This is a genomic window from Streptomyces sp. ISL-94, from assembly GCF_018614075.1.
Lineage (GTDB): Bacteria > Actinomycetota > Actinomycetes > Streptomycetales > Streptomycetaceae > Streptomyces.
In genome coordinates this window covers 1-23,669 of the sequence record NZ_JAGGOZ010000020.1, presented here as the reverse complement: position 1 = coordinate 23,669, position 23,669 = coordinate 1, and the positions used below count along the sequence as shown (strand labels likewise).

Annotated in this window: 24 protein-coding genes, 1 pseudogene and 1 riboswitch; of the genes and pseudogenes, 12 read left to right on the top strand and 13 right to left on the bottom strand. The window is 71.5% G+C overall.

What is annotated here, in order from left to right:
* The 3 genes and pseudogenes from J7E94_RS34250 to J7E94_RS07415 all read left to right on the top strand — a co-directional run.
* A pseudogene (locus J7E94_RS34250) lies at positions 1-223 on the top strand (IS200/IS605 family accessory protein TnpB-related protein); the annotation flags it as partial.
* A gap of 5 nt (positions 224-228) precedes the next feature.
* Positions 229-447, top strand: coding sequence for a type II toxin-antitoxin system RelE/ParE family toxin (locus J7E94_RS07420; protein WP_215013435.1), 219 nt, complete (start codon positions 229-231; stop codon positions 445-447).
* A complete protein-coding gene (locus tag J7E94_RS07415; RefSeq protein ID WP_215013434.1) occupies positions 444-779 on the top strand; it encodes a helix-turn-helix domain-containing protein in 336 nt (111 codons plus the stop codon). The genes J7E94_RS07420 and J7E94_RS07415 overlap by 4 nt, the downstream gene beginning before the upstream one ends.
* 100 nt (positions 780-879) lie before the next feature.
* Here J7E94_RS07415 and J7E94_RS07410 read toward each other — a convergent pair whose 3' ends face one another.
* Complete coding sequence (locus tag J7E94_RS07410; protein ID WP_215013432.1) at positions 880-1,509, bottom strand: phosphoribosylanthranilate isomerase; 630 nt, start codon at positions 1,507-1,509, stop codon at positions 880-882.
* A gap of 137 nt (positions 1,510-1,646) precedes the next feature.
* On the opposite strand from J7E94_RS07410, the gene J7E94_RS07405 reads away from it, so the two are divergent.
* Positions 1,647-2,219 carry a Uma2 family endonuclease gene (locus tag J7E94_RS07405; protein ID WP_215013437.1) on the top strand — a complete coding sequence of 191 codons (573 nt, stop codon included), beginning with the start codon at positions 1,647-1,649 and terminating at the stop codon, positions 2,217-2,219.
* An 84-nt stretch (positions 2,220-2,303) separates the two neighbouring features.
* On the opposite strand, the gene groL is transcribed toward J7E94_RS07405, so the two are convergent.
* The 4 genes from groL to thrC all read right to left on the bottom strand — a co-directional run bounded on the left by groL (position 2,304) and on the right by thrC (position 6,423).
* Positions 2,304-3,926: a chaperonin GroEL gene (gene groL, locus J7E94_RS07400; protein ID WP_215013430.1), complete on the bottom strand. Its 1,623-nt coding sequence runs from the start codon at positions 3,924-3,926 to the stop codon at positions 2,304-2,306.
* 308 nt (positions 3,927-4,234) lie between these two features.
* Entirely contained in the window at positions 4,235-4,441 is a 207-nt protein-coding gene (locus tag J7E94_RS07395) for a cold-shock protein (protein ID WP_189949539.1), read from the bottom strand.
* A 397-nt stretch (positions 4,442-4,838) separates the two neighbouring features.
* On the bottom strand, positions 4,839-5,117 hold the full coding sequence (locus J7E94_RS07390; protein WP_030027575.1) for a MoaD/ThiS family protein: 279 nt from the start codon (positions 5,115-5,117) through the stop codon (positions 4,839-4,841).
* Between the two features lie 31 nt (positions 5,118-5,148).
* Entirely contained in the window at positions 5,149-6,423 is a 1,275-nt protein-coding gene (thrC, locus tag J7E94_RS07385) for a threonine synthase (protein ID WP_251056272.1), read from the bottom strand.
* Between the two features lie 17 nt (positions 6,424-6,440).
* A riboswitch (SAM riboswitch) is annotated at positions 6,441-6,598 on the bottom strand.
* Between the two features lie 201 nt (positions 6,599-6,799).
* Here thrC and J7E94_RS07380 point away from each other — a divergent pair.
* Together J7E94_RS07380 and J7E94_RS07375 are read left to right on the top strand one after the other, a co-directional pair.
* Positions 6,800-7,750, top strand: coding sequence for a glucosyl-3-phosphoglycerate synthase (locus J7E94_RS07380; RefSeq protein WP_215013426.1), 951 nt, complete (start codon positions 6,800-6,802; stop codon positions 7,748-7,750).
* A 59-nt stretch (positions 7,751-7,809) separates the two neighbouring features.
* Positions 7,810-9,261 (top strand): trehalose-6-phosphate synthase, encoded by a 1,452-nt coding sequence (locus J7E94_RS07375; RefSeq protein ID WP_215013425.1) that lies wholly within the window; start codon positions 7,810-7,812, stop codon positions 9,259-9,261.
* A gap of 34 nt (positions 9,262-9,295) precedes the next feature.
* Here the strand turns inward: J7E94_RS07375 and otsB are convergent, their stop codons facing one another.
* The 3 genes from otsB to J7E94_RS07360 form a co-directional block, all read right to left on the bottom strand.
* Positions 9,296-10,150: a trehalose-phosphatase gene (otsB, locus tag J7E94_RS07370; protein ID WP_215013424.1), complete on the bottom strand. Its 855-nt coding sequence runs from the start codon at positions 10,148-10,150 to the stop codon at positions 9,296-9,298.
* A gap of 44 nt (positions 10,151-10,194) precedes the next feature.
* Positions 10,195-10,431, bottom strand: a complete 237-nt coding sequence (locus J7E94_RS07365; protein WP_215013423.1) for a DUF3263 domain-containing protein — start codon at positions 10,429-10,431, stop codon at positions 10,195-10,197.
* A 63-nt stretch (positions 10,432-10,494) separates the two neighbouring features.
* Positions 10,495-11,796 carry an extracellular solute-binding protein gene (locus J7E94_RS07360; RefSeq protein ID WP_308344674.1) on the bottom strand — a complete coding sequence of 434 codons (1,302 nt, stop codon included), beginning with the start codon at positions 11,794-11,796 and terminating at the stop codon, positions 10,495-10,497.
* 176 nt (positions 11,797-11,972) lie between these two features.
* On the opposite strand from J7E94_RS07360, the gene J7E94_RS07355 reads away from it, so the two are divergent.
* The 3 genes from J7E94_RS07355 (at position 11,973) to J7E94_RS07345 (ending at position 15,106) form a co-directional block, all read left to right on the top strand.
* Entirely contained in the window at positions 11,973-12,905 is a 933-nt protein-coding gene (locus J7E94_RS07355; RefSeq protein WP_215013436.1) for an ROK family protein, read from the top strand.
* Positions 12,905-14,074: an N-acetylglucosamine-6-phosphate deacetylase gene (nagA, locus tag J7E94_RS07350; RefSeq protein ID WP_215013421.1), complete on the top strand. Its 1,170-nt coding sequence runs from the start codon at positions 12,905-12,907 to the stop codon at positions 14,072-14,074. The genes J7E94_RS07355 and nagA overlap by 1 nt, the downstream gene beginning before the upstream one ends.
* Positions 14,075-14,176: 102 nt before the next feature.
* A complete protein-coding gene (locus tag J7E94_RS07345) occupies positions 14,177-15,106 on the top strand; it encodes a 1-phosphofructokinase family hexose kinase (protein WP_215013419.1) in 930 nt (309 codons plus the stop codon).
* Positions 15,107-15,143: 37 nt separating this feature from the next.
* On the opposite strand, the gene J7E94_RS07340 is transcribed toward J7E94_RS07345, so the two are convergent.
* Positions 15,144-16,187: a CBM35 domain-containing protein gene (locus J7E94_RS07340; protein ID WP_215013417.1), complete on the bottom strand. Its 1,044-nt coding sequence runs from the start codon at positions 16,185-16,187 to the stop codon at positions 15,144-15,146.
* A 68-nt stretch (positions 16,188-16,255) separates the two neighbouring features.
* Positions 16,256-18,022: a diguanylate cyclase CdgB gene (gene cdgB / locus J7E94_RS07335; protein WP_215013415.1), complete on the bottom strand. Its 1,767-nt coding sequence runs from the start codon at positions 18,020-18,022 to the stop codon at positions 16,256-16,258.
* 422 nt (positions 18,023-18,444) lie between these two features.
* On the opposite strand from cdgB, the gene J7E94_RS07330 reads away from it, so the two are divergent.
* The gene (locus J7E94_RS07330; RefSeq protein ID WP_251056275.1) at positions 18,445-18,930 is read left to right on the top strand and encodes a flavin reductase family protein; all 486 of its coding nucleotides are present in this window, start codon (positions 18,445-18,447) and stop codon (positions 18,928-18,930) included.
* A gap of 252 nt (positions 18,931-19,182) precedes the next feature.
* Here the strand turns inward: J7E94_RS07330 and arfB are convergent, their stop codons facing one another.
* Positions 19,183-19,608 carry an alternative ribosome rescue aminoacyl-tRNA hydrolase ArfB gene (gene arfB, locus J7E94_RS07325; protein WP_215013411.1) on the bottom strand — a complete coding sequence of 142 codons (426 nt, stop codon included), beginning with the start codon at positions 19,606-19,608 and terminating at the stop codon, positions 19,183-19,185.
* A gap of 139 nt (positions 19,609-19,747) precedes the next feature.
* Here arfB and J7E94_RS07320 point away from each other — a divergent pair, with 139 nt between their 5' ends.
* Together J7E94_RS07320 and J7E94_RS07315 are read left to right on the top strand one after the other, a co-directional pair.
* Complete coding sequence (locus J7E94_RS07320; RefSeq protein ID WP_215013410.1) at positions 19,748-20,323, top strand: TerD family protein; 576 nt, start codon at positions 19,748-19,750, stop codon at positions 20,321-20,323.
* Positions 20,324-20,409: 86 nt separating this feature from the next.
* Positions 20,410-20,943, top strand: a complete 534-nt coding sequence (locus tag J7E94_RS07315) for a GNAT family N-acetyltransferase (protein WP_215013409.1) — start codon at positions 20,410-20,412, stop codon at positions 20,941-20,943.
* A 28-nt stretch (positions 20,944-20,971) separates the two neighbouring features.
* Here the strand turns inward: J7E94_RS07315 and J7E94_RS07310 are convergent, their stop codons facing one another.
* Together J7E94_RS07310 and J7E94_RS07305 are read right to left on the bottom strand one after the other, a co-directional pair.
* Positions 20,972-22,432, bottom strand: coding sequence for a M1 family metallopeptidase (locus J7E94_RS07310; protein WP_215013408.1), 1,461 nt, complete (start codon positions 22,430-22,432; stop codon positions 20,972-20,974).
* Between the two features lie 40 nt (positions 22,433-22,472).
* Entirely contained in the window at positions 22,473-23,033 is a 561-nt protein-coding gene (locus J7E94_RS07305) for a heme-binding protein (protein WP_215013407.1), read from the bottom strand.
* Between the last annotated feature and the right edge of the window lie 636 nt (positions 23,034-23,669).

The window sequence follows — 23,669 nt, the reverse complement described above, 5'->3', positions numbered from 1 at the left end:
ACCGCCCCACGACGACCAGAGCGATCGTCGCGGGCATCGGAACGTCCAGGCCCGACCGGGCACCCTTAGGCGTGAGGAACCCCGCCCCCGCATCCCCGGACCACGCACACGATGCGTGCCGCCGGACGCGGAGCGAACGCGGGAGACCAGGACATCCAAAACCGTTCGGGATGCCCGCAGCGACCAGGAATGGGTCCAAGACTCACTCCTGCTCACTGAGTAGGAACGGTGTACGAGCTGCGACCCACGCTCGACGGCGTGGCCACCCGGATCACGTACTGGTTTGCTCCAGGACGCAGGGCCGTGCTGCTCACTGTCTTCCGGAAGACCCGGATGAACGAGCCGGACCAAGTGAGCCGGGCGGTGGCAGCACGCAGGTTGTGCGAGAAAGAGCATGGCCCGGCCCACACCACATACAGCCGCGGCGAGGAAGGGAACGCGTCATGAACCACACCCGCTGGAAGCTGGCCCGGGAGAAGAAAGCCACCGCGGACTACACGGAGTCCGCCGAGGTCGAGGCCGAGCGGGCGGAGATCCGGCTGGCGATGGCGTTCGCCAAAGCCGTGTACGACCGCCGCAAGGCGCTGGGGCTGTCCCAGGCTCAGCTGGCCGAGCGCGCCGGGCTCACCCAGGCGAAGATCTCCCGGGTGGAGGGGGCCGATGCCGTGCCCACGCTGCCCCTGCTCCACCGACTCGCGCGCGCCTTGGACGCCTCGCTGAACATCGCCTTGGGTGAAGACCACGAAGAGGTCACCTTCATCGCACGCCCCGCCGCCTGAAACGCCCGAGGGCGGCACCCCTCGCAGGATCGCAGGGGGTGGTGCCGCCCTCGTTCCGTGGACAAAGGGCCCGAAGGCCCGTCCCGGCCGCCGTTGGCCCCTACTTCCGGCCTGACGAGAACCCTCCGCGCGCCGCCTCGGCGAAGGCGCGGATCAGCTCCGGCGACTTCACTCCGCGCTCCCGTTCCACCCCGCTGGACACGTCCACGCCCCACGCCCCGGTGGCCGCGAGGGCCTGCTTCACATTGCCCGGGTTCAGCCCGCCGGCCAGCAGCCACGGCCCCTCGGGCGCGGTGAAGTCCGCCGCCCCCCAGTTCCACGGCTTGCCGGAGCCCGGGTCGGGCGCGTCGAGCAGGAGCAGGTCCTCCCCGTACTCCCCGCAGCGCCGCACGTGCTCGGCGGTGGCCCGCAGCAGCGTCCGGCCCTCGGCGCGCAGCGCCGCGAAGTCCTCCGGGCCCTCCTCGCCGTGCAGCTGCACGCCCCGTACGCCGCTCTCCTCGGCGAACCGGCGCACGTCCTCGACCGACTGCCCGCGGAACACCCCTACGGTGAGCACCCCGTCCGGCACGCGCGCGGCCAGCTCCCGCGCGGTGGCGGCGTCGACCGTACGCGGACTGCCGGGCGCGAAGACGAACCCGACGGCATCGGCCCCGGCCGCCACGGCCACCTCGACGTCACGGACGGTCCGCAGACCGCAGATCTTGACGAAGGGGGCGCTGCTTTCGCTCATGCCCCGAGTCAACCAGAATCGCCCGACCGGCGGCGGCCCGTCCCGAGGACCGGGCACGGCGGTCACCGCGCCACTAGCCTGAAGTGAGACACAGGCTCAGCACAGCACGCCATGCGGAGGAAACGACGGTGACCACCATGATCGAGCGGGCCACACCCATGGACGCGCTGTCGGCGCCACCGACGTTCGAGAGCCTCCTGCGCACCGTCGAGGAGATGAACACGCCAGACGGCTTCAAGGCCGAGCTCATCCGGGGGAAGATCGTCGTGTCACCGTGGTCCAAGCTGCGCTACGTCCGCCCCATGCGAGCTCTGCGTCGACAACTGGAGGCCAACGCACCGGACGGCCACATCGTCGAGACCTCACCGTTCCTCTTCCAGTTCCCGGCAGCCAATCGTGCTTACGGGCCGGATCTCTTCGTCGCGGACGAATCCGCCTTCGACGCGGACGGCCGTCATGCGGACGGGGCGGCCCTTTCGCTGGTCGGCGAGTTCACCTCCGTCTCCACGAAGGATGCTGACTGGCACGAGAAGCTCGACGTGTACGGCCTGCTCGTCCCCGTCTATCTGGTGGTCGACATGCAGGAGTCGGAGATCACGTGCTTCTCCGGCCCCTCACCGCACGGCTACCGCTCCCGGAAGACGGTGTCGTTCGGCGAGGCCCTGCACGTCCCCGAGCCGTTCGACTGCTCGCTCGACACCTCGTTCTGAAAACGCCCGAGGGCGGCACCCCCGCAGGGAGTGCCGCCCTCGTTCGAGAACAGCCGATCAACCGGCGGCCGGAGCCGCGGAGGATCAGAAGTCCATGTCACCGCCCGGCATGCCGCCCGGGGCGCCGGCGCCGGCCTTCTCGGGCTTGTCGGCGATGACGGCCTCGGTCGTCAGGAACAGCGCGGCGATCGACGCGGCGTTCTGCAGCGCGGAGCGCGTGACCTTCGCCGGGTCGATGATGCCCTCGGCGATCATGTCGACGTACTCACCGGTCGCGGCGTTCAGGCCCCAGCCGATCTGCAGGTTGCGCACCTTCTCGACCACGACGCCACCCTCGAGACCACCGTTGATGGCGATCTGCTTCAGCGGGGCCTCCAGGGCGAGCTTCACGGCGTTGGCGCCGGTCGCCTCGTCACCCGACAGGTCGAGCTTCTCGAAGACCGAGGAGGCCTGGAGCAGGGCCACGCCGCCACCGGCGACGATGCCCTCCTCGACGGCCGCCTTCGCGTTGCGAACGGCGTCCTCGATGCGGTGCTTGCGCTCCTTGAGCTCGACCTCGGTCGCGGCACCGGCCTTGATGACGGCCACGCCGCCGGCCAGCTTCGCGAGGCGCTCCTGGAGCTTCTCGCGGTCGTAGTCCGAGTCGGAGTTCTCGATCTCGGCGCGGATCTGGTTGACGCGACCCTGGACCTGGTCGCTGTCACCGGCACCGTCGACGATCGTGGTCTCGTCCTTGGTGATGACGACCTTGCGGGCGCGGCCGAGCAGGTCGAGACCGGCGTTCTCGAGCTTGAGGCCGACCTCCTCGGAGATGACCGTGCCACCGGTGAGGATGGCGATGTCGCCGAGCATGGCCTTGCGGCGGTCGCCGAAGCCCGGGGCCTTGACGGCAACGGACTTGAAGGTGCCGCGGATCTTGTTGACGACCAGGGTCGACAGGGCCTCGCCCTCGACGTCCTCGGCGATGATCAGCAGCGGCTTGCCGGACTGCATGACCTTCTCCAGGAGCGGCAGCAGGTCCTTGACCGAGCCGATCTTGGAGTTGACGATCAGGATGTACGGGTCGTCGAGGGACGACTCCATACGCTCCATGTCGGTGGCGAAGTACGCCGAGATGTAGCCCTTGTCGAAGCGCATGCCCTCGGTGAGCTCGAGCTCCAGACCGAAGGTCTGGGACTCCTCGACCGTGATGACGCCTTCCTTGCCGACCTTGTCCATGGCCTCGGCGATGAGCTCGCCGATCTGGGTGTCGGCGGCGGAGATGGAGGCCGTGGAAGCGATCTGCTCCTTGGTCTCGACATCCTTCGCCTGCTCCAGCAGGGCGCCGGAGACGGCCTCGACGGCCTTCTCGATGCCGCGCTTGAGGGCCATCGGGTTGGCGCCGGCGGCCACGTTGCGCAGGCCCTCGCGGACGAGCGCCTGGGCGAGCACGGTGGCGGTGGTCGTACCGTCGCCGGCGACGTCGTCCGTCTTCTTGGCGACTTCCTTGACCAGCTCGGCGCCGATCTTCTCGTACGGGTCCTCGAGCTCGATCTCCTTGGCGATGGAGACACCATCGTTGGTGATCGTGGGCGCGCCCCACTTCTTCTCAAGGACGACGTTGCGACCCTTGGGGCCAAGGGTGACCTTGACGGCATCGGCGAGCTGGTTCATCCCACGCTCGAGACCGCGCCGGGCCTCCTCGTTGAACGCAATGATCTTGGCCATCTGAAGTGGTCCTCCCGGACAGCGGTGGATTGCTCCCAGGACCGCGCCCGCGCCCGCGACGGACGGCCTGCGTGCCCGGCGGTTCCTTCCCGCCGGACCCCGCGGGCCTCACCGACCCGGTCCTCGTTTCAGTAGCACTCTCACCTGGAGAGTGCTAACGCCAATGATTAGCACTCGACCCCCGCGAGTGCAAGCGGCTTGAGCGAAGACCCCCGTGAACAGACCGGATGACGCGCGAGGGGCCCACACCCTGTGACCAGGATGTGGACCCCTCGTACGTACGCGTCGGCGGTCGATCGCGCCAGGGACTAGCCGATGGCGAGCTTGACCATGTCCGCCTGCGGACCCTTCTGGCCCTGCGAGATCTCGAACTCGACCCGCTGACCCTCTTCAAGGGTGCGGTACCCGTCCATCTGGATGGCGCTGTAGTGGACGAACACATCCGCACCACCGTCGACCGCGATGAAGCCGTAGCCCTTCTCCGCGTTGAACCACTTGACGGTGCCCTGAGCCATGCCTAACTCCCCTATTACTGGCCCTTGCGCAGGAACGCACTTCGCGGTCCCGGGTCAGAACTTGCGTCGGAACGCGTCGACCGAGGCTGAATGTATCTGCGCGGGTGCTGTGTGCAACAGGTCAATCCGACGAGAAATCTGGACACCCAGATACATTGAAATAAAGTGAAAATTTGGCATAGTCCAGGGCAACTCGGGCCCGGCATATCTCGCCAAAGCCCCATACCGCGCTTGCACATTGACCCGATGTCGACCCTCACGAGGCCCGTACATATGCGGCGGGCAAGAACAGCGGAGGGGACTTCCCCAACTCTACCGCGCCCAATCAAGCAGAATTGCCCCCTCCGCTTTTAGCGGAGGGGGCAATTCTGGTTTGCGCGTGTCACCTGGAAGGTGTTCAGCAGCCGCCCGCGACCGCCGGAATGATCGAGACGCCGGCGCCGTCCGGCGTCACCGCCTCGAGACCGCCTTCAAAGCGCACGTCGTCGTCGTTGACGTACACGTTGACGAAGCGGCGCAGCTTGCCCTGGTCGTCCAGGACACGGGCGGCGATGCCCGGGTGGTTCTTCTCCAGCGACTCGATGACCTCGGCCAGGGTCGCTCCCTCGGCGGGCACCTCGGCCTGGCCGCCGGTGTAGGTGCGCAGGATGGTGGGGATGCGGACGTTGACGCTCATGGGCGCTACTGCCTTTCCGGTGCGGGGGGAACTAGACCAGGCCGGCGGCGCGGAACGCGTCCAGGCTCGGGCGGATGGTGGCGGTCTGCCCGCTGTCCGCGGCCACCGCCTCCAGGGTCTTGAGGCCGTCACCGGTGTTCAGGATGACGGTGGTCAGCGTCGGGTCGAGCTGGCCGTTGTCGATGAGCTTCTTCGTGACGCCGACGGTCACGCCGCCCGCGGTCTCGGCGAAGATGCCCTCGGTCTGCGCGAGGATGTTGATGGCCTCGACGACCTGCTCGTCGGTGACGTCCTCGACGAAGCCGCCGGTGCGGCGCGCGATGTCCAGGACGTACGGGCCGTCCGCCGGGTTGCCGATGGCCAGCGACTTGGCGATGGTGTTCGGCTTCTGCGGGCGGACCACGTCGTGGCCGGCCTTGAAGGCGGTGGACACCGGGGAGCAGCCCTCGGCCTGGGCGCCGAAGATCTTGTACGGCTTGTCCTCGACGAGGCCGAGCTTGACGAGCTCCTGCAGACCCTTGTCGATCTTCGTCAGCTGGGAGCCGGACGCGATCGGGATGACGATCTGGTCGGGCAGCTGCCAGCCGAGCTGCTCGCAGATCTCGTACGCGAGGGTCTTGGAGCCCTCGCCGTAGTACGGGCGCAGGTTGACGTTGACGAAGCCCCAGCCCTCGCCCAGCGGGTCACCGATGAGCTCGGAGCAGAAACGGTTCACGTCGTCGTAGTTGCCCTCGATGCCGACCAGGTCGCCACCGTAGACACCGGCCATGACGACCTTGCCCTGCTCCAGGTCGTGCGGGATGAACACGCAGGAGCGGAAACCGGCGCGGGCGGCCGCGGCGCCGACGGCGCCGGCCAGGTTGCCGGTGGAGGAGCAGGACAGGGTGGTGAAGCCGAAGGCGCGGGCGGCCTCGACGGCGATGGCCACGACGCGGTCCTTGAAGGAGTGCGTCGGGTTGCCGGAGTCGTCCTTGACGTAGAGCTTGCCGGTGACGCCCAGCTCCTTGGCCAGGTTCTGCGCGTCCACGAGCTTGGTGAAGCCGGGGTTCAGGCTGGGCTTGGAGGCCACGTCCGCGGGGACGGGCAGCAGCGGCGCGTAGCGCCAGATGTTGTTCGGGCCGGCTTCGATCGCGGCGCGCAGCGCTTCGGGGTCGCCGGTCGGGAGGTCGTAGGCGACTTCCAGCGGTCCGAAACACTCGGCGCACGCGAAGAGGGGACCGAGCTCGAAGCGGGTGCCGCACTCGCGACAGGAGAGGCCCGTGGCGGGTCCGAGATCAACAGAGGTGGCGACAGTCTGTGCAGCCATGATGGCGAGGCCCTTTCTCCTCATCTTCCCCATGGCGCACTTCGCCATGAGACGGAATTGGCACCTTCCCTAGCCGGGGACCTCGCGGGGGTGCGTCCAAGACGCATCGCGAGAACCGACTGGAGGGTTGCCGGGGCTTCAACGGGCCGTGTCCCTCTGCCCCTCTGGATGAGCGGTATGGCACCGGGCGACACGCTCTATGGCGCGCCCGGGCGTTTGTGCACGAGGACCCCCGGCATGCGGTGGTCCCTCGCGTTGTTCAAGACTGTAACCGAAGGGCCGGGTGGTTGAGACAGCCGTCCGAACCGCGAGATGGATCACTTTTTCGGTCAAACCGACCAAGTGGCAGGCCAACCAAGGTGCAGGGAGTCTGAACGTGCTGGAAGAGGTGGAGCGCTGGCTGGCCTGCCGCTCCTGGGCCGCCGCCGACCGACCGCTCGACCAGCTGCTGGAACGGAAACGGGCAGCTGGGACCACGGTCAGCGTGGTACTGCCCGCGCTCGACGAGGAGGCGACCGTCGGCGCGATCGTCGAGGTGATCCGGCGTGAGCTGATCGAGGGCCTGCCGGTCCCCCTGGTGGACGAGCTGATCGTGATCGACTCGGGCTCCGGCGACGCTACGGCGGAGGTGGCGGCGAAGGCCGGCGCCCGCGTGGTGCACCGCGACGACATACTGCCGCGGATCCCGGCGCTGCCCGGCAAGGGCGAGGTGCTGTGGCGCTCCCTGCTGGTGGCCACCGGGGAGATCGTCTGCTTCGTCGACGCCGACCTGCGGGACTTCTCGGCCTCCTTCGTCTCCGGGATCGTGGGGCCGCTGCTGACCGACCCCGAGGTGCAGTTCGTCAAGGCGATGTACGACCGCCCGCTCGGCGACGCCCCCGGCCAGGGCGGCCGGGTCACGGAGCTGGTGGCCCGCCCCCTCCTCAACCTCCACTGGCCGCAGCTGGCCGGTTTCGTGCAGCCGCTGGGCGGCGAGTACGCCGTAAGGCGCTCGCTGCTGGAACGTCTGCCCTTCCCCGTCGGGTACGGCGTCGAGCTGGGCCTGCTGGTCGACGCGCTGCACACGGTCGGGCTGGACGCGCTGGCCCAGGTGGACGTGGGCGTACGGGTCCACCGCCATCAGGACGGGCAGGCGCTGGGCCGGATGGCCGCGGCGATCTACCGGACCGCCCAGGTGCGGCTCGCGCGCGGGCACCTCGTACGGCCGGAGCTGACGCAGTTCGAGCGGGGTCCCGAGGGGTTCGTGCCGCGCACGTACCCGGTGGACACCGAGGAGCGGCCGCCGATGCTGGGCGTCAAGGAGTACGCCCTGCGGCGCGTGGCGTAACGGCGACGCCCGTTACGTACTGACGTTTGAGGAAGCGCGGGCCGGGCTAGGTTGGCCGCATGGCTTCTCAGGTACTCGTTGCAGCGAACCGCGGCCCGCTCTCCTACTCCCTCGCCGCCGACGGCACGCTCGGTGCCCGGCGCGGCGGGGGCGGCCTCGTCTCCGGCCTCTCCGCGGCCCTCGCGGAACAGCCGGAGGCGCTGTGGATCTGCGCGGCCCTCTCGGACGCGGACCGGGAGGCGGTCCGCCGTGGGGTCGCCGAGCCAGGGGTCCGCATGCTGGACATCGATCCCACGGTCTACGACGACGCCTACAACGGCATCGCGAACTCGGTGCTGTGGTTCACCCACCACCACCTGTACGAGATCCCGCGCGAGCCGGTCTTCGACGCGGAGTTCCGGCGGCGGTGGGCCTCCTACGTGGAGTACAACCGGGCCTTCGCGCAGGCCCTGGCCGAGGAGGCGGCGCAGGGAGCGTGCGTCCTGGTGCAGGACTACCACCTGGCGCTGGTGCCGGGCGCTCTGCGCGAGCTGCGGCCGGACCTGCGGATCGGGCACTTCACGCACACGCCGTGGGCGTCGCGGGAGTTCCTGCAGATGCTGCCGGACGACATCCGGTCGGAGCTGGTGTGGGGGATGCTCGGGGCGGACGTGGTGGGCTTCCACACCTGGGCGTGGGCGGATGCGTTCATGAGCGCGGCGCACCTGGACGACGCGCGGGGTGTCGCCGAGCCGGCGTTCCCGGCGGGGACGGGCGGCGAACGGTACATCAGCAAGGCCCCGTCGGGCCCGGTGCGGCACAAGCGGACGGACGTGGCCGTGTACGCGCTGGGAGTGGACGGCGACGAACTGCGGGCGCTGGCGCACCGGCCGGAGGTGGACGACAAGCTGGCGGAACTCCGGGCGGAGGTCGGCGACTGCAAGACGATCGTCCGCGTGGACCGGACCGAGCTGTCGAAGAACGTCCTGAGGGGCCTGCTGGCCTACCGGGAGCTGCTGACGGTCCACCCGGAGTGGCACGGGCGGGTGGTGCACCTGGCCTCGGCCTATCCGTCCCGGCAGGACCTGAAGGTGTACCGGGACTACACGGATTCGGTGCGGGAGCTGGCGGCGGCCGTGAACGCGGAATTCGGCACGGAGGACTGGCAGCCGGTGCTGGTGTCGGTGAAGGACGACTTCGCGCGCTCGCTGGCGGCGTACCGGATGGCGGACGTGGCGCTGGTCAACCCGGTGCGGGACGGGATGAACCTGGTGGCGAAGGAGATCCCGGTGGTGTCGGAGGCCGGGTGTGCGCTGGTGCTGTCGACGGGGGCGGGGGCGTACGGGGAGCTCCGCGAGGACGCGCTGACGGTGAATCCGTACGACGTGACGGAAACCGCGGAGGCGTTGCACGCGGCGCTGTCCATGCCGGTGGGGGAGCGGGCGGAGCGTACGAAGCGGTTGGCTGCCGCCGCCACCGCCCTCCCCCCGTCCCAGTGGTTCACAGCCCAACTTTCCGACCTCCGCCCCTGACCTGCGGCCCGCCCCCGGGGCCCCGCCCCGGGGGTTAGGCGCGGAGGGCCGTGGCCAGGGTGGACAGGAAGTTGACCACCTCGGCGGGGCCCGGGAGGGTGAGGTCGGCGCGGGAGGACAGCTCCGGGACCTCCGCCGAGCCGCTGCACACCAGCAGCCCCGGCAGGCCGTCGGCGCGCCGCTTCTCGACCGCCGCATACGCGGCGAGGTCGCCCAGGTCGTCCCCGGCGTACAGCACCGCCTCCGCGTCGGTCTCCGCCAGGAACTCCGTCAGGGCGACCCCCTTGTCCACGCCGGGGGGACGCAGTTCCAGCACGGCCCGCCCCGGCTCGACCATCAGCCCGTGCCGCGCCGCCAGCTCGGCCAGCGGTTCCCGCAGGGCGGCGAAGGCCGCCGCCGGGTCGGCCGCCCGGCGGGTGTGGACGGCCAGGGCCCGGCCCTTCTCCTCGATCCACGTGCCGCGCCAGGCCCCGATCGACTCCAGGAAGCCCGGCAGCTCCGCCCGTACCGCCGCCACCCCGGGGTGCTCGGCGGGGGCGTGGACGATCCCGGTGACGGCGTCCCACCGCTCGGCCCCGTAGTGGCCGAGGACCACCAGGTGTTCCAGTCCGGGGACCCCGGCGAAGCCCCCGTAGCGGACGGCGACCCCGGCCGGCCGGCCGGTGATCACCGCCACCGACGCCACCTCGGGGGCGAGTGCCGAAAGGGCGGGAACGGCCCCGGCGTGGGCTCGGGCCTGGTCCGGGTCCGGGACGATCTCGGCGAGGGTGCCGTCGAAGTCCAGGGCGATCACGGATCGGCGCGGTGCACGGAGCAGGGCTTCGAGTCCCTCGCGTCCGGCTGCGGTGACGGGCGTCGGCAGGTCTCGGTCGTTCGGATGGCTCCCCATACGGACGACCCTAACGGCCCCGCCCGAGGACGGCTACGGTGCCGCTACCGCCTGGCCCGCTGGGCCGCGCGGATGCGCCGCAGCCGGTTCACCGTGCCCGGCGCGTGGGCGAGCGCGCGCGGGTCGTCCATCAGCACGTTGAGCAGCTGGTAGTAGCGGACCGGGGTCATCCCCAGCCCTTCCCGTATCGCCCGCTCCTTGGCCCCGGGCCCGGGCCAGGTGCGTGCCTCGTACGCGAGCACCGCGGCCTCCGTGGCCGTCAGCTGCCCCTCGTCCGTCATACCGCCAGATTAACGCCGACCCCTGACAGCCCCCCACAGCCACCGCGTCACCGCGGCTCCGCGTCACCGCGGCTCCGCCGCCCGCGCCGCCGTCGCGATGTTCTCCAGTACCTTCGCCGGCTGCCCGCCCGGCTGCACGCTCGTGCCGATGTTCCGCTTGATGTCCTCGCTGACGCCCGCCCAGGACTTCTTGCCCACCGGGTACAGCTTCGAGGTCGGCAGCGCGTCCAGGAAGGTCTTCAGCTGCGGCGCGGAGCCCGCCGTACCGTTCGCCATCGCCCGGTAGCCGCTGGTCGTCGCCGGCAGCAGGTCGTACGTGTTGGTGAAGGCGGTCACGTTCTTCGCCTCGTACAGGCGGTCCAGGAACTTCCCGGCCTCGGTCCGGTGGCCGTTCTTGAAGGCCATCACCCAGTCCGCGACGCCCATCGCCGAGTGCTCGGTGCCGTCGGCGGTCGGCATGGTCACCATGCCGAACTTGACGCCCTTCCCGGCCGCCTGCTTGAGCAGCGTCGGGTGCCCGTTGAGCATGCCGACCTCGCCCCGCGTGAAGGCGTCGAAGGCGGCCTGCCGGTCGAGCTTCGCCGGTTCGACCGGCCCCGTCAGCCCCTGTCCGACCATCTTGTCGCGCAGGAACTCCAGCGTCTTGACGTTCTCGGCGGAGTCGATGGCGTACTGCTCCTCGTTGTCGGTGTAGCCGCCACCGCCCGCCAGCAGCCACATCATCGTCTCGGCCTGCGCCTCCTCGCGGCCCAGCGGCAGCGCGAAGGGGGTCGGGACTCCGGCGGCCTTGAGCTTCTTGGCGGCCGCCTCCAGCTCCGCCCAGCTCTTGGGCTGCCAGCCGGCCTTGGAGTCCTTCGGGATGACCCCGGCGTCGGTCAGCAGCTTCTCGTTGTAGAAGAGCAGCCGGGTGCTGGCCACGAAGGGCAGCCCGTACTGGACCCGCTTGACCTTGCCCGCGTCGGCGAGCGGCCCGAGGAAGTCGGCCTCGGTCTTGACGGAGAGCAGCTCGTCCGCCGTGTAGAGCTTGCCCGCCTCCGCGTAGTCGGCGTAGGCGCCGATCTGCGCGATGTCGGGGGCCTTGCCGGCTTTGACCATCTCGGCGACCTTGGCGTCGACCTCCGACCAGGAGTAGACGCTGACCTCGACGTTCACGCCGGGGTTGTCCTTCTCGAAGTCGTCGGCGAGGGCCTTCCAGTACGTCTGCGAGGAGTTCTGCGGATTGTCCCCGTAGTCGGCCGCCACGACCCGCAGGGTCACCTCGTTGTTCCCGGTGAGTCCGCCGACGGCGCCGCAGCCCGTCAGCGTCGCGGTCAGGCTCAGCGCGGCGCAGGAGGCGGCCAGGCCCGGCAGGTAACGGCGCTTCACAGTTCTCGTTCCACCCCTTGTTGTACGTACGATCCACGTAAGGTCTACACCACTTTGGCAGCTGTTCCACATCCGGGATCCCCCTCGGGCCCCGTTTTGTATGGCAGCTCAACAATCCCCCTCAATGGACTAGACCTTTCCCCGCCGAGCACGCGAGACTGTCCCCTGTGAAACCCGTGAAACACGTCATCGCCCTCGATGTGGGCGGCACCGGGATGAAGGCCGCCCTGGTCGCCGCCGACGGCACCCTGCTGCACGAAGCGCGCCGCGCCACCGGCCGCGAGCGGGGCCCCGACGCCGTCGTCGAGACGATCCTGGACTTCGCCGCCGAGCTGCGCGACACCGGCCGGGAGCGCTTCGGGCAGGCCGCCTCGGCCGCCGGGGTCGCCGTCCCCGGCATCGTCGACGCCGAGAACGGGTTCGCCGTCTACGCGGCGAACCTGGGCTGGCGCGACGTACCGATGCGCCGGCTCCTCAGCGCACGCCTCGGCGGCATCCCGGTGGCCCTCGGCCACGACGTGCGGACGGGCGGACTCGCCGAAGGCCGCATCGGCGCCGGCCGGGAGGCCGACCGCTTCCTCTTCGTCCCGCTCGGCACCGGCATCGCCGGAGCCATCGGCATCGCCGGCCGCATCGAGGCCGGGGCCCACGGCTACGCGGGCGAGATCGGCCACATCGTGGTACGTCCCGGCGGCCCCGCCTGCGGCTGCGGCCAGTACGGCTGCCTGGAGACCCTCGCCTCCGCCTCCGCCGTCAGCCGCGCCTGGGCGGCGGCCTCCGGCGACCCCGAAGCCGACGCCGCCGACTGCGCCAAGGCCGTCGAGTCCGGCGACGCGCGCGCCCGCGAGGTGTGGCTGGCCGCCGTTGGGGCGCTCGCCGACGGTCTGGTCACCGCGATCACCCTGCTGGACCCGCGCACGCTGATCATCGGTGGCGGGCTCGCCGAGGCGGGGGAAACCTTGTTCACACCACTACGGACGGCCGTGGAGGAGCGCGTGACGTTCCAGCGGCTCCCCCACATCGTGCCGGCGGCCCTCGGGGACACCGCCGGATGCCTGGGCGCAGGGCTGCTCGCCTGGGACCTACTCGCCACGGAGGTACCTGCCTGATGTCCGGAAGCGGAAGCGCGCACAGCACTGTTCTCTCCGGCGCCAGGGTGGTGCTGCCCACCGGGACCGTCGCGAACGGCCGGGTCATCGTCGACGGCAGCCGGATCGCCGGCAGCGCCCGGGAGGGCGCGCAGGTCGTCGACCTGTCCGGGCACTGGGTCGTCCCCGGCTTCGTGGACATGCACAACCACGGAGGCGGCGGCGCCTCCTTCACCTCCGGGACCGCCGAGGAGGTCCTCAAGGGCGTACGGACCCACCGCGAGCACGGGACCACCACCCTGGTCGCCTCCACCGTCACCGGGGACCTGGACGGGCTGGCCCGGCGGGCCGGACTGCTCGCCGAGCTGACGCAGCAGGGCGAGATCGCGGGCATCCACTTCGAGGGGCCGTTCATCAACGCCTGCCGCAAGGGCGCGCACAAGGAGGACCTGCTCCGCGACCCCGACCCGGCCGAGGTCCGCAAGCTCATCGACGCCGCCCACGGCGCCGCCCGCATGTTCACCCTCGCCACCGAACTCCCGGGCGGCCTGGACTCCGTACGGCTGCTGGCCGAGCACGGGGTCATCGCGGCGATCGGGCACACGGACGCGACGTACGAGCAGACGCGCGCGGCCATCGACGCGGGCGCGACCGTGGCCACCCACCTCTTCAACGCGATGCCGGGACTGGCCCACCGCGCACCGGGCCCGATCGCGGCCCTGCTGGAGGACGAGCGGATCACCGTCGAGCTCATCAACGACGGGACCCACCTGCACCCGGCCGCCCTGGAGCTGGCCTTCCACCACGCGGGCGCGCACCGGGTGGCGCTGATCACCGACGCCATGGACGCGGCCGGCTTCGGCGACGGGACCTACCACCTGGGCCCGCTGGAGGTCGAGGTCAAGGAGGGCGTGGCCCGGCTCGTGGAGGGCGGCTCCATCGCCGGCTCGACGCTGACCCTGGACACCGCCTTCAAGCGGTCGGTGACGGTCGACAGGCTGCCGGTGGAGTCCGTGGTCCAGGCGATCTCCGCCAACCCGGCCAAGCTGATCGGCCTGTACGACGAGATCGGCTCGCTGGAGCCCGGCAAGTACGCGGACCTCGTCGTCCTGGACGGCGACTTCGGCCTCAAGGGCGTCATGCGGCGCGGCGAATGGGTCGTCAGCCCCGTCGCGCGGTCCGCTTCCTGACGGCCAAGCGACTGTACGGACGGGGCGGTCGGCCCGCAGGACTGGGCCGACCGCCCTACGTTTGGCATGATCCCGGCAGCCACAACCCCGGGAGTGCCCTTCATGATCCTGACCGTGACGCTCAACACCGCGCTCGACGTCACCTACCGTGTGCCGCGGCTGCTCCCGCACGCCTCGCACCGGGTCTCCGCCGTCGCCGAGCGGCCCGGCGGCAAGGGGATCAACGTGGCCCGGGTGCTGGCCGCGCTCGGCCACGAGGTGACGGCGACCGGCTTCGCCGGCGGCCCGGCGGGCGCCCTCGTACGGGAGCTGCTGGCGCAGCGGTCCCCGGAGGTCGTGGACGCGCTGGTGCCCTGTGCGGGCAGCACGCGGCGCACGCTGGCCGTGGTCGACGAGGCCTCCGGCGACACCACCCAGTTCAACGAGCCGGGCCCGCTGATCACTCCCGCGGAGTGGACCCGGTTCCTCGACCGGTACGAGTCCCTGCTGGCCGGCGCGGGCGCGGTGGCCCTGTGCGGCAGCCTCCCGCCGGGCGTCCCGGTGGGCGCGTACGCGGTACTCGTACGGGCCGCCCGGGCGGCCGGGGTCCCGGTCCTCCTGGACACCAGCGGCGAGGCCCTGCACCGCGGGGTCGCCGCCCGCCCCGAGATCATCAAGCCGAACGCCGCCGAGCTGGCCGAGCTGACCGGATCCCGCGAGCCGCTCCCCGCCACCCGCGACGCCCGCCGCCGGGGCGCCCACGCGGTGGTGACCTCGCTCGGCCCGGAGGGCCTGCTGGCCGCCACCCCCGAGGGCACCTGGCAGGCGGCCCCGCCGCGCACCCTGTCCGGCAACCCCACCGGAGCCGGCGACTCCGCGGTGGCCGGCCTGCTGTCGGCCCTGACGGAGGGCCTGGACTGGCCCGAGCGGCTGGCCCGCGCGGTCGCCCTCTCGGCGGCCACGGTGCTCGCCCCGGCGGCGGGAGAGTTCGACCCCCGCACCTACGAGGAGGTACGGGGGTCGGTGAAGGTCACGACGACGACGGCGGGCTAGTTCGTACCCGGCCCGGGGGGCCGGGGCGGCGCCGGGCTCAGCCCTGTTCCAGCCAGAGCTGGTCGAGCTTCACGTCGCACTGGTTGCCCGCCTCGCACGAGATCCTGATCGTGTTGGCGCCCTGCTTGAGGTCCACCAGCGAGTAGGTGTTGGTCCAGCCCTTGGCCCAGTCGCCCTCGGCGGCCTTGGAGAAGTTCTTCATGTTGATCGGCCGGGTCTGCGCCTCGCCGTTGACGGTCAGCGTGGTGTTGGCGTCCTTGCCCGGCACCCCGTAGGTCATCTTCAGCTTGTACTTGCCCGCCTTGGGGACCTCCAGCGACCAGGTGGCCGCCGCGCCGAGCTGGTTGAGGCCGCCCACGTACTGGCCGCCCGCGCTCTTGGCGCCCGGCACGAGGGCCTCCAAGGCGGCGCCGCCCGTGAGGGACATGCCCGCGCCGGCGAAGTCGGCCTTCGGCAGCGGGGCCTCGGACGGCTTCGGGCTGCCGCTCGGGGGCGGCGACGAGGCGTTCTGCGAGGGCGCCGTCTGGTTCTGGCCGGCGTTGGCGTTGGCGTCCTTGTCCTTGCCGTCTCCGCCGAAGGCCAGGGCGGCGCCGATGCCGATCACGACCGCGCCGACCACCGCGACGGCCGCGATGAGCAGGCCCTTGCGGCTGGAACCGCCGCCGTGGCCGCTGCCGTGGCCGCCGCTGCTGCCGTGGCCGCCGCTGTGCGAGGCGATCTGCTGGGTGTGGGCCTGGGGGGACTGCTGCTGCGGCGGAACGCCGTAGCCGCCCGCCTGGAGCGCCTCGGGGGCCTGGTACTGGGCCTGGTAGGGCGGCTGCTGCGCGGGCACCTGGCCGCGCTGGCCGGCGCCGTTCCTGCGCTCACCGACCGTGCGCACCTGGTGGTGGGAGGTACGGGGAACTCCGGGCTGCGCACCGGAAGGACCGCCTGCGGCGGGCCCCGGGTAGCCGTATCCACCGCCCTGACCGGGCGGGGTGGCTCCGGCGGCCTGGCCGTCCGCGTAGAGATAGCCGAACGGATCATCGTCCTCGGGCTTGTTCGCCCCACCGTGCGGGCCGTTGTTCGCGGGCGTCGTCATCGCAGGTCACTCCTTTCGACCCCCGGGAGCCTACCCCGAACACGTGCGCCCACGGGCGTCCGATCACCTCAGCCGGCCCGGCGGTGCGCCTTGGAGCGGGACCTCTTCTCGATGTACATCCGCTGGTCGGCCGAGCGCAGGACCTCGTCGGCCGACATGCCGCAGCTGGCCCAGCCGATGCCGAAACTGGCCCCGACACGCACCGCGCGGCCGTCCACCCGGATCGGCGGGATGATCGCGTTGCGCAGCCGGACTGCGAGGTCGGCGGCGTCCGCGGCGCCCAGTCCGTCGGCAAGGACGACGAATTCGTCACCACCCAGCCGGGCGACGGTGTCACCGTCCCTGACACCCGTCGTGAGCCGCCGGGCCACCTCGATCAGGACCGCGTCACCCGTGTGGTGCCCGAACCGGTCGTTGATCGACTTGAAGCCGTCGAGGTCGCAGAAGAGCACCGCGAGGCCCTTCGTCCCGTCGTCGATGTCGGTCGCGGGCGCCACGGTGTGCACGTGGTGGTCGTACGGGCCGTCCGTGCGGGCCGCCGGCACCCCCGGGAAGGCGAAGGGGTCGCCCCCGGCTCCGGCCCCGGTCCCGGTGCCGGTGCCGGGCCGCGGGTCGGAACCGTCGGACTGAAAGCCGTGCTCGCCGGCACCACCCGCCCCCGGCCCGACCCGCACTTCGTGCCCGCCGTACACCGCGTGGCCCTCACGCCCCTCGAAGGCCGCGTCCAGGGCCTCGACCGCGGTGGCGCGTACGGACTGCGGCCTGCGGCACAGCCGCGCCCCGAGCCGCGAGCGCAGCTCGGCGCTGTTGGGCAGCCCGGTCAGAGAGTCGTGGCTGGCGCGGTGGGCGAGCTGGAGCTCGTGCCGCTTGCGCTCCTCGATGTCCTCGACGTGCGTGAGCAGGAACCGCGGCCCGTCGGCGGCGTCCGCCACGACGGAGTTGCGCAGCGAGACCCATACATACGTGCCGTCGCGGCGGCCCAGGCGCAGCTCGGCGCGCCCGCCCTCGGCGGAGGTCCGCAGCAGCGTCCCGATGTCCTCGGGATGCACCAGGTCGGAGAAGGAGTAGCGGCGCAGGACGGAGGCCGGGCGGCCCAGCAGCCGGCACAGCGCGTCGTTGGTCCGCAGCAGCCGCCCGTGCTGGTCGCCGCCCATCTCGGCGATGGCCATGCCGCTGGGCGCGTACTCGAAGGCCTGCCGGAACGACTCTTCACTGGCGCGCAGCGCCTGCTGCTCGCGCTCCAGCCGGACGAGGGCGCGCTGCATGTTCGCTCGGAGCCTGGCATTGCTGATCGCAATCGCCGCCTGGAAGGCGTACATCTGCAGCGCTTCGCGGCCCCAGGCGCCGGGCCGGCGCCCATTGCGCGGCCTGTCCACCGAAATGACACCCAGAAGTTCCCCGCCGGCCGCATACATGGGGGCGTAGAGCCGGTCCTCGGGGTGCCACTCGTCCTCGAACCGCGGTTCGGGGCCCTCGGTGTGCCACTGCGGGACGTCGTCCTCCATGAGGACCCAGCCCTCGGTGTGCGGGATGAAGCGGAGCCCGTCCCAGTTCTCACCCATCGCCAGGCGGCGTTCCCAGGAGGTGCGGGAGCCGACGCGGCCGGTGATGAGGGCCTCGGCGGCGGGGTCGCCGGCGAAGGCGGCGACGACGAGATCACCGTCCGGGCGTACGAGGTTGACACAGGCGAGTTCGTAGCCGAGGCCCACGACGATGCCGTCCACGACGGTCTGCAGAGTGTCCGCCAGGCTCCTGGCCGTGTTGAGTTCGGCCACCACCCGGTGCAGCTGCCGCAGGGTCGCAAGACGGACGTACGGCTCCGACTCGGTCTCCATTGCTCGCTCTCCCCGAGACCTCGACAGCAACTCCAGGTTTGTCATCGGCGTTTCGTTGCGGTGTCCCGTCCACTGAATCACAGTGAGCTGTGCGGCAGGTACACAGGGTCAACAAATCTTGCCCTGTGTGACTTAAGTCACATGAGATGAATAGCGAAGCCCAACGGGGCGGGTGACGGCTGGGAGCGCTCCCCTGCCTTCCCGAGAGCAAACGATACGCCCGGACCTAGGCCAAGGGGCGGGGACGCGACTCGGACCGGGGCCCGATGTGCCGCGCGACGGGGCGAGATTAGCGTTCAACCGTGCCGAAGACGACCCCCGGACAGACGCCCGTACCGACGCCCCTACCGAGCCCCGCGCCGATCCCTCCCCGGCCGAACCCCCATGCTGAGGGAGTGAGCAACGACGAGTTCCGGGCCGCCATGTCCCGGCTGACGGCCGGCGTGTGCCTGATCACCGCACACGAGACCCCCCTGACGGCGGACGGCCCGCGCGGCGAGGACGTCGGCATGACGGCGACCGCCTTCATGTCCGTGTCCCTGGACCCGCCCCTGGTCCTGGTGAGCCTGCGCGAGGGCTCCCGGATGGACGACCTGCTGGCCGAGCAGCCGCTGTGGGCGGTCTCGGTCCTCTCCGAACACCAGCTCCAGGTCGCGGGCCGCTTCGCGATGAAGGGCCGGATCAGCGACCGGCTGCTCTTCGCGGACGTCGCGTACGTACGCGGCGAGGCCTCTGGCGCCCCGCTCCTGAGCGGCGCCCTGGCCACCCTCGAATGCCGTACGGAGAACCGCGTCCAGGCGGGCGACCACACCCTGGTCATCGGCCGCGTCCTGACCGCCGCCCAACCCGACCCGAACGCCCAGCCCCTGACCCACTTCCGCGGCCGCTACCGCCACTTGGGCGCGTAGCTCCCCCCACATCCAGCCCCGCCGGGGCACCCCCGCCGGCGTTTGAGGCGCGGGGCCCGGGGCGGAGCACCGTTCTCCAGCCCCGCCGGCGTTTGAGGCGCGGGGCCCGGGGCGGAGCCCCGATCTCCAGCCCCGCCGGCGTTTGAGGCGCGGGGCCCGGGGCGGAGCCCCGATCTCCAGCCCCGCCGGCGTTTGAGGCGCGGGGCCCGGGGCGGAGCCCCGGGAGACGGCGCCGCACCGGCCGACCCGGTCCTACCAGTCCCGCCCGGTGCGCCCCCGCTTCGTCTCGGCCCGAGCCTTCTTCTCCCGCAGCCTCCGCTCGTTGATCCCGCGCGGAATCTTCGTCGCCCGCCGCGGCTTCGGCGGCGGAGCCGTCGTCTCCGCCAGCAGCGAGGCCAGCCGGACCAGCGCCATCTCCCGGTTGCGGAACTGCGACCGGTGCTCGGAGGCCCGTACCGTCACCACCCCGTCCACCAGGCGGGACGCCAACCGCTCCAACGCCCGCTCCTTCCACACCTCGGGCAGCGCCTTCGTCGCGCCCAGGTCGAACAGCAGCTCCACGCGCGAGTCCGAGGTGTTCACGTGCTGCCCGCCCGGCCCGGAGGACCGCGAAAAGCGCCAGGCGAGCTCGCCCTCGGGGAGCACGACCGAACCGCGGATGACATAGGGACCAGGCATGCCCCCTATGATCCGTCCCCTTCCCCGCCCCGTCACCCGCATTTACCCCGGGAACCCGCCTGCCCCTCGTCGCGTTATAGGGGTCAGCGGTAGTTTGACCGCCTGTACGTGCATGTTGGATGAGGAAAGGGACATTCCCATGGCTGTCAGCCTGTCCAAGGGCGGCAACGTCTCGCTCACGAAGGAGGCCCCGGGCCTCGCTGCCGTCACGGTCGGCCTCGGCTGGGACGTCCGGACGACGACCGGCGTCGACTTCGACCTCGACGCCTCGGCCATCGCCGTAAACCCGACGGGCAAGGTCGTCTCCGACGGCCACTTCGTCTTCTTCAACAACAAGTCCACCCCGGACCAGACCATCGTCCACACCGGTGACAACCGCACCGGCGAGGGCTCCGGCGACGACGAGGCCATCAACGTCAACCTCGCCGGCCTGCCGGCCGACGTGGACAAGATCGTCTTCCCGGTCTCCATCTACGACGCCGAGGCCCGCAGCCAGAACTTCGGCCAGGTCCGCAACGCGTACATCCGCGTCGTGAACCAGGCCGGCGGCGCCGAGATCGCCCGCTACGACCTCTCCGAGGACGCGGCGACCGAGACCGCCATGGTCTTCGGCGAGCTCTACCGCAACGGCGCCGAGTGGAAGTTCCGCGCGGTCGGCCAGGGCTACGCCTCCGGCCTCACCGGCATCGCGCAGGACTTCGGCGTCAACGTCTGAGCCGTCCCGGACGTCCGCGGCTGAAAATTCCGCGGTGGAAGCCCCCTCTCGCCGTTCCGGGAGGGGGCTTCGCTACCGTTGACCAGGTGATTCTCCAACCGCTCGTCCCCGTGGACGGCGCCCTGCCCGGCCCGGTCCTGACCGAGATCGCCGCCCTGTACGCGACGAACCACGCGTTCTTCGAACTCAGCGGCGACTTCCCCGACCCGGACCGCATCACGGTCGAACAGGTCGCGGCCTCCCTCGCCGACGAACTCGCCCACGACGGCGCCGAGGTCCTCCTCGCCCGCTCCGCCGGCCGCCTCGTCGGCATGGCCGCCACCCTCGCCCGTCACCCGGACCCGGCCTCCGAGGACCCGGACCCGTGGATCGGCCTGCTGCTCATCGACGCCACCGCGCACCGCGTGGGCTACGGCCGCGCCGTGACCGCCCTGGTCGAGGACCGCTTCCGCGCCGCCGGACGCACCGGAGTACGGATCGCCGTACTCGACAACAACCCCAAGGCCCTCGCCTTCTGGCAGTCCCAGGGCTACGCCCCGCTGCGCCAGGCCAAGGACCGCGAACGGGGCCGCGACTGCACGGTGCTGCGCAAGCCGCTGGACCAGCCGCTGGACCAGTAGGCCGTCCCGGTCGGGAGCCATCGCGCCCTCAGTGCGGGCGGCCCTTCCCGTACAGCCAGACGTCCCAGACCTTCTTCAGGTCGTGCCCGGTCTCCTCCTGCGCGTAGGCGGTGAAGTCGGCCGTACTCGCGTTCCCGTGCCGGTGGTCGGCGGCCCAGCCGCGGACCAGCGCGAAGAACGCCGCATCGCCCACCTCCTGGCGGATCCGGTGCAGGACCATCGCACCGCGGTAGTACACCGGGTACCCCGAGATGTACTCGGCCCCCGGCGGGGCGGCGGGCGGGAATCCGCCCCAGTCGGAGTCCGCCTCCTCGTCGACGTCCGTGTCGCCGGTCAGGAAGGCCTGGAAGTACTCCTCGGCGGTGTGGCCGCCGCGGTCTTCGGACCAGAGCCACTCCGCGTAGGTGGCGAAGCCCTCGTTGAGCCACATGTCCTTCCAGGACTTCGGCGACACCGAGTTGCCGAACCACTGGTGGGCGAGCTCGTGCACCACCAGGTCCTCCTCCACGGGCGCACCGGAGAAGACGGGCCTGGTCTGGGTCTCCAGCGCGTAGGTCAGACTCCCCTGCGGCAGCACGATCGCCCCCGTCGTGGTGAACGGGTACGGCCCGAACCGGTCGCCGGCCCACTCCATCATCTCCGGCAGCCGCGCGAGCGCGCCCGCGCTCGCGGCCGCCTCCCCCGGCGCCACCGCGTTGTAGACGGGGACACCCGACGCCGTCTTCCCCGTCGTCACCTTGTACGGACCCACGACCGCGGTCGCGAGATAGCTCGCCATCGGCTCCGGGCTGTGCCAGGCGAACTCGGTCCGCCCGTCACCGGTGTCGGTGCGGGAGCGCAACTCCCCGTTCGACACGGCCTCGTAGCCGTTCGGGACGGTCAGCGTGATGTCGTACGTGGCCTTGTCGCTGGGGTGGTGGTTGCCGGGGAACCAGGCCATCGAGCCGACCGGCTCGCCGACGCCGACCGCGCCGCGGGACGGACCGCCGGACGGACTGCCGGACGGACCGCCGGCCGGACCGCCCTCGGTGAGGATCCAGCCCTCCTTGGCGCCGTCCCGGTCCGCGATGGTCATCGGCTTGCCGCCGTAGTCGACCTCGACGCGGAAGACCTCGCCCTTCTTCAGGTCCTCGGCGGGCCGCACGGTCAGCTCGTTGCCGGTCCGGTTGTGGCGGGCCGGCTCACCTTGGACGCTCACGCCCTCGACCTTCAGGCCGCTCAGGTCGAGGTTGAAGGAGCTGAGTCCCTGCTCCGCACGGGCCGTGATGACGGCCGTGGCCTGCAACTGCCCGTCGGCAGGGTCGTAGTCCAGGTCCAGCGCGTAGTGATCGACCTGGTAGCCGCCGTTGCCGGCCTTGGGGAAGTACGGATCGCGCAGCCCCGCCGCACCGGGCCGCCCCTGCACCGTGCCGCCCGTGCACGCGGTGGTGACGGCGAGCAGGGCGGCGGCGGCGGAGACGGCCAGGCGGGAGAACGCGCGTTGTTCCACGCGCCCGATCTTATGTGCCTGTGCGGGCCGGGGCCGGGGACTACTTGGCGAGCTCGTCGGCGCCCGCCTTGGCGAACTTCTCGTCCAGGTCGCCGCTCGGGGCTCCGGCCACGCCGATGCCCGCGACCGGGGCGCCGTCCGCCTGCACCGGGACGCCGCCGCCGAGGAAGAGGGTGCCGGGGATGTCCTTCAGGTTCGGCGCCTGGGCGAGGCGGCCCACGAGCACCGAGGTCGGGGCGTTCCAGGACACGGCGGTGAAGGCCTTGCGCTCGGCCGACTCGTAGGACTGCGGGCCGGCGCCGTCGCCGCGGAGGGTGACGATGGTGTTGCCGTTGCGGTCGACGACCGCGACCGTCACCTTCTGGTTCTCCTTCTGCGCGGCGTCGAGCGCGGCTTGGGCGGCGCGGGAGGCGGCGTCGATGGTGAGGTGGGTCGTGGTGGTGAAGTTCTTGCCGTTCGCGTTGCCGTCCTTCTTGGCGGAGGCGGCGGCCGGCGCACCTGCCGGAGCGGCGCTGGCGCTGGCGCTGACGGCTCCGAAGGTCCCGGCGCCGAGCGCGAGGGCGAGGGCGGTACCGGTGAGAACGCGGGTGCGGGTGTTCATCTCTGCTGCTCCTGAGAACGACTGCGGACGGAGTCGGACGCCGCAACCAAACGACGACGAGTGCGGGTGCGACTGCATGTGGCATGTGCGTGTGCCGGTGCCGGCGGCGCTGACCGGCCCGGCTCCTTCACTGCTCCAAGCCTGTCCCGCATCCCCCCGCGCCCCCGTCCCCGTACCGGCTCCCGCCACCGACCCCACCGGCTGACCCGAGGGTCAACCGATCGGTTGATGCGCCCCCACCCACCCCCGTATTGGCTGGTCACCGACGCCCCCGATCCCACCGGGGCACACCCAGCCCCGCCGAGGCACATCCAGCCCCACCCGGGCACATCCAGCCCCACCGGCGTTTGAGGCGCGGGGTCCGGGGCGGAGCCCCGATCCTGAACCCGCACCCACCCACCGACCGCGGCACACCCAGCCCCACCGAGGCCCATCCAGCCCCGCCGAGGCACACCCAGCCCCGCCGGCGTTTGAGGCGCGGGGCCCGGGGCGGCGCCCCGGGATACGGCGCCGGCTGCCCAGCACCACCGGCACGCGGCAAGATGGACAGACGCCGCCCACCCCAGGAGCCCCCCGTGACCCCCGCCCCGCAGCCTCCCCCGCCGCGGAACCCGAACACCCGCCCCCTGGCCACCG

Excerpts from the sequence above, each read along its gene's own strand:
- J7E94_RS07305 (WP_215013407.1), bottom strand. The coding sequence starts at position 23,033 with ATGAACACCCGCACCCGCGTTCTCACCGGTACCGCCCTCGCCCTCGCG.
- nagA (WP_215013421.1), top strand. The coding sequence starts at position 12,905 with ATGTCCGGAAGCGGAAGCGCGCACAGCACTGTTCTCTCCGGCGCCAGG.
- J7E94_RS07330 (WP_251056275.1), top strand. The coding sequence starts at position 18,445 with ATGTCCCGGCTGACGGCCGGCGTGTGCCTGATCACCGCACACGAGACC.
- cdgB (WP_215013415.1), bottom strand. The coding sequence starts at position 18,022 with ATGGAGACCGAGTCGGAGCCGTACGTCCGTCTTGCGACCCTGCGGCAG.
- J7E94_RS07415 (WP_215013434.1), top strand. The coding sequence starts at position 444 with ATGAACCACACCCGCTGGAAGCTGGCCCGGGAGAAGAAAGCCACCGCG.
- J7E94_RS07395 (WP_189949539.1), bottom strand. The coding sequence starts at position 4,441 with ATGGCTCAGGGCACCGTCAAGTGGTTCAACGCGGAGAAGGGCTACGGC.
- J7E94_RS07410 (WP_215013432.1), bottom strand. The coding sequence starts at position 1,509 with ATGAGCGAAAGCAGCGCCCCCTTCGTCAAGATCTGCGGTCTGCGGACC.
- J7E94_RS07375 (WP_215013425.1), top strand. The coding sequence starts at position 7,810 with ATGGCTTCTCAGGTACTCGTTGCAGCGAACCGCGGCCCGCTCTCCTAC.
- thrC (WP_251056272.1), bottom strand. The coding sequence starts at position 6,423 with ATGGCTGCACAGACTGTCGCCACCTCTGTTGATCTCGGACCCGCCACG.
- J7E94_RS07320 (WP_215013410.1), top strand. The coding sequence starts at position 19,748 with ATGGCTGTCAGCCTGTCCAAGGGCGGCAACGTCTCGCTCACGAAGGAG.
- J7E94_RS07405 (WP_215013437.1), top strand. The coding sequence starts at position 1,647 with ATGATCGAGCGGGCCACACCCATGGACGCGCTGTCGGCGCCACCGACG.
- otsB (WP_215013424.1), bottom strand. The coding sequence starts at position 10,150 with ATGGGGAGCCATCCGAACGACCGAGACCTGCCGACGCCCGTCACCGCA.
- J7E94_RS07345 (WP_215013419.1), top strand. The coding sequence starts at position 14,177 with ATGATCCTGACCGTGACGCTCAACACCGCGCTCGACGTCACCTACCGT.
- J7E94_RS07390 (WP_030027575.1), bottom strand. The coding sequence starts at position 5,117 with ATGAGCGTCAACGTCCGCATCCCCACCATCCTGCGCACCTACACCGGC.
- J7E94_RS07340 (WP_215013417.1), bottom strand. The coding sequence starts at position 16,187 with ATGACGACGCCCGCGAACAACGGCCCGCACGGTGGGGCGAACAAGCCC.
- groL (WP_215013430.1), bottom strand. The coding sequence starts at position 3,926 with ATGGCCAAGATCATTGCGTTCAACGAGGAGGCCCGGCGCGGTCTCGAG.
- arfB (WP_215013411.1), bottom strand. The coding sequence starts at position 19,608 with ATGCCTGGTCCCTATGTCATCCGCGGTTCGGTCGTGCTCCCCGAGGGC.
- J7E94_RS07365 (WP_215013423.1), bottom strand. The coding sequence starts at position 10,431 with ATGACGGACGAGGGGCAGCTGACGGCCACGGAGGCCGCGGTGCTCGCG.